Origin of the sequence: Microbacterium sp. B19, assembly GCF_000333395.1 — a bacterium.
Lineage (GTDB): Bacteria > Actinomycetota > Actinomycetes > Actinomycetales > Microbacteriaceae > Microbacterium.
Genome location: NZ_BADA01000067.1, coordinates 1 through 4,405 on the forward strand (window position 1 = coordinate 1; position 4,405 = coordinate 4,405).

The following is a 4,405-nucleotide window of genomic DNA, read 5'->3' on the forward strand; positions in this document are numbered from 1 at the left end:
CCCTCACGCGACGAGAATCAGGGGCGCAGCACGACCTTGATGCCAGGACTCAGCGCCGCGGGCGGACGGCGGTGTCGGCCTGGGACAGGGCCTGCAGCACCCGGGGGAACCGCGCGGAGACGCCGGTGCGGCGGAGCCGATCCAGCGCGGACTCCTCGGCGGGGAGCCGGTGCTGCTCGCCGCGGACGAGCCGTCGTGTGGCGTTGAGCAGCGCCATCGGGTGGGTGTCCAGGGCGCTGTGTCCGTTGTGGAGCCGGACCAGGGTGGCATCCGGGGCCGTCCGCACCACCCGCTCGGCGATCGCCGGCGGTGTCCGCAGGTCGCGATCGCCCGAGAGGACCACGAGCGGCCACGAGAATCCCGCGGCGGCGGCGGTGAGGTCGTAGGGCTCTCCCGCGAAGGCGGCGAAACGCTCGGCGAGCGGGGCGTAGGTGAGCGCCGGGTCGAGCGGGAGTCCGTCCGGTGGGGCGCCGTAGTGCAGCTCGCGGAACGCGATCGTGCCGACGACGTCGAATTCGTAGATGCCCGGGACCCGTGCGATCGAGGCGTCGCGCGTCGCGTATGCGGCGAGCGCGCGCCACGCGAGGCCGGGGCGGTGACGCACGAGCGTCCGCAGCAGTTCGGGTCCGGCGAGCTCGTAGGCCGCGCGGACGACGTCGAGCACGACGCGCTCGTCGATCCCGTCGTCGACGAGACGCCGCACGCCGCGGGACAGGTCGTCCTCGGCATCCCAGAAGAGGGCCCGCAGGCGCGCCCGCTCCAGCGCGAGATCGTCGGCGGACTGCAGCGCGGAGTCCAGCAGCATGCCCGCGACCCGGTCCGGATGCCGAGCGCCGAAGCTCGACGCGAGATAGCTGCCGTACGACGACCCGACGATGTACGCCCGGTCGACGCCCTCGGCATCCATCACCGCGGCGAGGTCGTCGAGGACCGCGGTGATGCGCATCGCGTCCGGCGGTAGGACATGACCGGCGAGGTCGTGGCGCGAGCGCCCGATCCCGCGGTGCTCGACCATCAGGACGTCGAGTCCGCCCTCGGCCGCGCGTCGGCGGAGTCCGCGGTAGGGCAGAACGGATGCCAATCCCGGACCACCCGGGATGATCAGGGCCGGGGTCGCGGTGCGCGGACCGGTGCGGACGTACGCGAGGTCGAACGGCGGCACCCCGTCCGCGGCCGGGCGCCGCACGGTCGTCACTCGCTCGCGCATGCCCCCGACGGTACCCGCGGATTACGCGCGTGAGAGGTCAGAAAGTGTCGCTTCCGGCGGGCGCAAGCGACATTCTTTGACCCCTCACACCGTGGGCCGCGGCTCATGCGGCGACCGAGGGGCCGAGCACCGCCAGGAGCCGGAGTTTCTCGGCGCTCTCGCTGCCGGGGACCGCCGTGTAGACGAGCAGCGAATGCGACGTCTCGGGGTCGACGAGCGACTGGCAATGCAGCTCGAGTGCGCCGACCGCGGGGTGCACGAACCGCTTGGTCGCGCTCGGCCGCAGCCCGACCTCGTGCGCGGCCCACAGGGTCCGGAATTCGGCGCTGCGCTCGAGCAGATCGTCGGCGAGGGCGGCGGCCCGAGAGCTCGGGCCGCGGCGGCCCGCGAGCTCGCGCAGCCCGGCGGCGAAGAGCCGGCCGAGGAACTCGTGCTCCTCCGGCGCGTAGAGCGCCCGCGACGCGGGATCGCTGAACCAGCGGTAGCCGAGGCTGCGCTCGGGCCCCGACCGGAGCGACGCGTCACCGACCAGGGCGGCGCCCAGGGGCGACTGCCGCAGCGTCTCGCCGAGCTCGGTGACGATCTCGGCGGGGGTGTCGTCGAGGCGGTCGAGGATGCGAAGCAGTCCCGGGCTGACGTGCTCGCCCGCGGCGGAGCGCTCGTCGGGCACGTGACCGGCGAGCCGGAACAGGTGATCGCGCTCGGCGCGCGTGAGGTGGAAGCCCTGCGCGATCGCGGCGAGCATCTGGGGCGACGGCTGTGGTCCGCGCTCCCGCTCCAACCGCGCGTAGTAGTCGGTCGACATGTGCGCGAGGGCCGCGGCCTCCTCGCGCCGGAGCCCGGGCGTGCGACGACGGGCGCCGCGCGGCATCCCGACGTCCTCGGGTTGGAGCGCCTCGCGCCGGGTGCGGAGGAAGTCCGCGAGGGCCGTTCGGTCGATCATGCTCCCTGTCTACCCGCCGGTCGGGCGCGGATCCAGGACGCGGCGATCCCCCTCTCCGCGGTTCGGCGGGAAACGCGGCGCGGGCGGGCGGGAGACGCGGCGCGCGCGGGCCGGAGACGCGGCCCGCTCAGCCGGGGATCGACGGGTCCTGGTTCGGGTGCCGCTTCCGGACGCACGCTGGGACCGACCCCGACCGAGGAGACACCATGACCGACATCGACATCCCTCTTCCCTCCCTCGCCGGCCGCCGGGCCGTGCTGACCGGCGGCAGCGACGGCATGGGACTCGTGATCGCCGAACGCCTGGCCGCCGCGGGCGCCGAGGTCGTCCTGCCCGTCCGCAACCGGGCGAAGGGTGACCGCGCCGTGCGGACGATCCGCGAGCACGTCCCCGGCGCCCGCGTCGACCTCCACGATCTCGACCTGTCGTCGCTCGCGAGCGTCGCGGCGTTCGCCGACGCGCTCCGCGCCGACGGGCGGCCGGTGCACCTGCTCGTCAACAACGCGGGCGTGATGACGCCGCCCGAGCGGCAGACGACCGCGGACGGGTTCGAGCTGCAGTTCGGTACGAACCACCTCGGTCACATGGCGCTCGTCGGTGGCATCCTCCCGCTGCTCGTCGCCGGGCGGGCACGGGTGGTGACGCAGCTCAGCATCGCCGCGCGCAGCGGACGCATCGACTGGGACGACCTCCAGGCCGAACGCTCGTACGACGGCCAGCGGGTGTACTCGGCGTCGAAGATCGCCCTCGGCCTCTTCGCGCGCGAACTCGATCGGCGCAGCCGCGAGGGCGACTGGGGCGTCACGAGCGTCGTCTCGCACCCGGGCGTCGCGCCCTCGAACCTCCTGGCCGCCCGCCCCGAGATCGGGCGCACCACCGACGTCCCGGCGGTGCGCGCGATCCGCTGGATGTCGCGTCACGGCATCCTGCTCGGCACCGTCCGCTCGGCCGCGCAGCCGGCACTACTCGCCGCGACGACCGCGGACCCGCGCAGCGACGTGCTGTACGGCCCTCGGGGCCCGATGAACCTCGGCGGCGCCCCGACCACGCACGCGCTGTACCGCCCGCTTCGCGACCTGGACGAGGCCCGGCGCGTGTGGGACGAGTCGCAGCGGCTGACGGGGGTCACCGTCCGCGCGTGAGGGGTCAGAAACTGTCGCTTACCCGCGGGTCCAGGCGACAATTCTTGACCCCTCACGCGCGACCCCCGCGTTCCGGTTGGCTGTGAGTTCGGGATGCCACGGCGCCCGCTCCCCGTGCGCTGCCTATGCTCCGAACGTGGCCTCTGCTTCCCGCTCCCTCGACCTGCTCGCGGCCGGCGCCGGCGTCGCGGCCGCTGTGCTCGGCGCGGGACTCGGCGAACTCACCGCGGCCGTCGTCGCGCCGTCGGCGAGTCCGTTCGCCGTCATCGGCGGCGGGATGATCGACATCGCACCCCCGTGGGGGAAAGACCTGGCGATCAGCTGGTTCGGCACGAACGACAAGGCGGCCCTGCTGGTCGGCATCGCGATCCTGCTTCTGGCGATCGCCGCCGCGGCCGGGGTGCTCGAGCGCCGCCGCCCGCCGTGGGGCCGCGTGATCCTGGGCGGACTCGGTGTCGTCGGCGTGATCGTGTCGATGACGCGGGCCGACGCCGACGTCCTCTCGCCGGCTCCGTCGTTCGTCGCGGGAGCCGTCGCCGTGATCACCGGGGCGCTCCTCATCGCGCGCCTCCGCCGCGCAGGCGTCGCCCCCGCGGACAGCACCGGCCCGTCCCGACGCAACGTCCTCGCGTTCTCGGGCCTCGCGGTCGTCGTCGGCGCTCTCGCCGCGGTCGGTTCCGCGGCCGTCCGCGGGGGTGCGCAGGCGGCGTCGACTGTCCGCTCCGCCCTGCGCCTGCCGACCCCCGCGACCACGACCGCCGTCCCGGCCACGGCGGAGCTCGGCATCGACGGCCTCGCGCCGGTGATCACGCCGTCCGCGGACTTCTACCGCATCGACACCGCGCTCGTGGTGCCGCAGGTGGATCCGTCGACGTGGAGTCTTCGCATCCACGGGCTCGTCGAGGAAGAAGTGGTGCTGACCTGGGACGACCTCGTCGCGCTCCCCCAGCGCGAGACCGTCGCGACCCTCGTGTGCGTGTCGAACGAGATCGGCGGCGACCTGATCGCACGGCGCGCTGGCTGGGCGTCCCGATCCGCGATCTGCTCGCCCGGGCGAAGCCGACGGCGGATGCCGACATGGTCCTGTCGCACTCGATCGACGGCTTCCCGCCT

General features: G+C 74.2%; 4 protein-coding genes. 2 read left to right on the forward strand and 2 right to left on the reverse strand.

Annotated elements, in window-relative coordinates; all coding sequences use genetic code 11:
* Positions 1–49 precede the first annotated feature (49 nt).
* Positions 50–1,207: an alpha/beta hydrolase gene (locus I5G_RS20185; protein ID WP_036325859.1), complete on the reverse strand. Its 1,158-nt coding sequence runs from the start codon at positions 1,205–1,207 to the stop codon at positions 50–52.
* A gap of 103 nt (positions 1,208–1,310) precedes the next feature.
* A complete protein-coding gene (locus tag I5G_RS02485) occupies positions 1,311–2,150 on the reverse strand; it encodes a helix-turn-helix transcriptional regulator (RefSeq protein WP_022877645.1) in 840 nt (279 codons plus the stop codon).
* 206 nt (positions 2,151–2,356) lie between these two features.
* Here I5G_RS02485 and I5G_RS02490 point away from each other — a divergent pair, with 206 nt between their 5' ends.
* Positions 2,357–3,292: an SDR family oxidoreductase gene (locus I5G_RS02490; protein WP_022877646.1), complete on the forward strand. Its 936-nt coding sequence runs from the start codon at positions 2,357–2,359 to the stop codon at positions 3,290–3,292.
* A gap of 136 nt (positions 3,293–3,428) precedes the next feature.
* The coding region (locus I5G_RS20190; protein ID WP_239642473.1) for a molybdopterin-dependent oxidoreductase at positions 3,429–4,405 on the forward strand (977 nt) is incomplete at its 3' end.